The 2,715-nt window shown below is 70.4% G+C and carries 2 protein-coding genes; both read right to left on the reverse strand.

The genetic code is table 11. The features are described from left to right. Positions 1 to 476: 476 nt before the first annotated feature. On the reverse strand, positions 477 to 1,685 hold the full coding sequence (gene manA, locus QH276_RS18960; RefSeq protein ID WP_280398207.1) for a mannose-6-phosphate isomerase, class I: 1,209 nt from the start codon (positions 1,683 to 1,685) through the stop codon (positions 477 to 479). Continuing rightward, positions 1,685 to 2,715 (reverse strand): tobH protein (locus QH276_RS18965; protein ID WP_280406832.1); only part of this gene is annotated, 1,031 nt, incomplete at its 5' end. The genes QH276_RS18965 and manA, both read right to left, overlap by 1 nt.

Raw genomic sequence — 2,715 nt, forward strand, 5'->3', positions numbered from 1 at the left:
CGGGGGAGCGAAGCGGAGGAGCGGAGGAGTGAAGAACGAGACCAAGGGGAGCCCCGAACCCCCGCGCCGCCGCAGGCGGGGCCCTGGGGTCAGCCCCCCACCAATTATTTCCGCGGGCGCTATCCGGTATTGCGGGGTCCGCGCCCATTGTCCCCATTTATAATACCCCCCCCCCCACTTCTCCCACATTTTTAAATTGGCCCCCCCGCGGGGGGCGCGGGTGCTGTACTCATGGCGCCGCCTTCGGCGGCGCGGGGTTTCGGGGCTCCCCTTGGTCTCGTTCTTCACTCCTCCGCTCCTCCGCTTCGCTCCCCCGCTCCGTCGCTCCAGAACGAGACGGGCCCCGAACCATGAAGGCGGGCCCGCGGGGAGAGCTCGTGGAAGGACGCCAGGGAAGTTCCGTGAGCCAGGTAGGGCCTCCGCATTGTAGAAGCTTTGTGAATTGCGGGTGCCCTGGGCGCTATCCGGCCTTCGGGCTAGCCCACGCAGGCGCAGAACAGGGTGGTGGGGCCGTCGGCGGCCTGGGCGCGGATATCGGTGTCGGCGGCCGAGATCCAGGCGGCGGTACCGCGGTCGAGCCGGACCTCGGAGTGACCGTCGCGCAGCCGCGCCGAGCCGGCCGTGCACAAGACGATGCCCGGGCCCGCATCGGTGAGCGGGACCAAGGCCGAACCCGCGGTGATATCGAAGCGGCGCAGCGCGAATTCGGGCGCCGGGGTCCGGTAGCGCACCGAGCCGTCGCCGGCGGGTTCCGGGAGGACCAGCGGCAGGTCGATGGGCTCGAAATCCAGCACCTTCAGCAGTTCCGGGACATCGACGTGTTTCGGGGTGAGTCCGCCGCGCAGCACATTGTCCGAGTTCGCCATGATCTCCACCGCCACCCCGCGCAGATAGGCGTGCAGGTTCCCGGCCGCCAGGAACAATCCCTGGCCGGGTTGCAGGGTGATCCGGTTCAGCAACAGCGAGGCCAGTACACCGGCATCGCCCGGGTAGCTTTCGGCGAGTTCCAGTGTGGTCTGCGCGACGGCCGCGAATTCGCGATCGGAATTCGACAGATAGCGCACACAGCCGTCCAGCACCGCCGGCAGCAGCGTATCCAGCACCGTGGGCGGCAGGGTGATCCAGCTGGTGAACAGGGTGCGCAGGCCGTCGGAATCCGGTTGTGCGGCCAACAGTTCGCCGTATTGAACCAGTTCGGTGACATCCAATGCGCGGAACAGCTCCACCGTGCGTACGGGGTCGCGGAATCCGGCCAGCGCCTCGAAACGTTCCAGCGCGACCACCAATTCCGGTTTGTGGCTGTCGTCGCGATAGTTGCGCATCGGTGAATCGAGCGGCACCTTGTTGCGGTTCTCCCGGGCGAACCCGGCCGCCGCCTGCTGGGCGCTCGGATGTGCCTGCAGCGACAGCGGTTCCTCGGCGGCCAGGATCTTCAGCAGGAACGGCAGCCGGCCGTCGAACCGGGTCGCGGCGGCGCCGAGTTCCCGGCCGGGTTCGGCGGAGACCACTTCCAGCAGTGAGCGTTTACCGTTCCCGGTACGGATATATGCGGGATCGGCGGGATGGGCGCCGAACCACAATTCGGCCTCCGGATGCGCCGAAGGGACGGGACGGCCGCAGAGTTCGGCCAGCGCGGTGCGCGACCCCCACGCATACGAGCGCAGCGCACCCACGAGTTCGTGCACTAGTAGTGACCCCCGTCGTAACTGCCGGGATCACCCGCGGCCACCGCACGGCCGCCGATGAGCCGCAGATAGGCGGCCGTCATCTCCCAGCGCAGCGCCAGCACCGCCAGCCGTTCCAATTCCCCGCCGAGGCGGGGCGCGGGCTCCGGCGCGGGTTCGCCGGTTTCGGCGCGCGACGGATCGGCCGGGGCGGTTTCGATATCGGCCGTCACCAGGTCGGCATCGACGGTCCCGGCGCCCGCCCCGCCGAACAGGGCCAGTTTCCGCCGCAGGGCGGCGGTATCGGAATCGGTGCTACACAAGAAGACCCGCTTCTTCTCCACCGGCGGCGGCCCGTCGAGCTGCTCGTCGTGGAACAGCGGATCGTAATCCGGAGCGGCCGCGGTGGCGGTATCGACCAATTGGGGGAGCGCGGCCACCGCCACCGCCAGGTCCACGGCGGTGGCGGTGCGGCCGGCCGACTGCAACAGCACCTCCGCGGCGTGCACCGCGAGTTCGGTGGTCGCGGGGGTATCGCCGGTGAGGATCAGCCCCCGCTGCTGGGTGCGGGCGGCCAGGTTCTTGGCGGGGTTGTGGAACACCTCGTGCTGCGGTCCGTCGCGCAGGGCCTCGGTATCGAGCACATCGGCGAGATCGGCCAGATCCGGCAGGACGGCGGCCGAGCGGGCGGGGTCTATCGTGCGCAACACCGCGATTGCCACGCACAGATAGCGGAGCAACCGGTTCGCATCCGATACCGGAACCCGCGGTTCCAGTACGGCGGCGCGACCGGCGGCCACGGCCCGCAACGGACCTTCGTTCGGGGCCGCCACGAGCACCTCGGCGCCGCGGCGCACCGCCCGGTCCACCGCATCGATGAGCCGGGGATCGCCGGCGTCGTCGCCGCTGACCAGCACCACGTCCAAGGGGCCGGCCCACGAGGGCACCGTCGTCACCGGCACCAGCGGCAACCCGGCCCGGTCGCCGAGTGCGGCCACGAGCAGCCCCGCCCCCCCGCCCCCCCCGCCCGGGGCGGGGCCCCGCCCCCCAC

Origin of the sequence: Nocardia carnea, from assembly GCF_029869215.1 — a bacterium.
Lineage (GTDB): Bacteria > Actinomycetota > Actinomycetes > Mycobacteriales > Mycobacteriaceae > Nocardia > Nocardia carnea_B.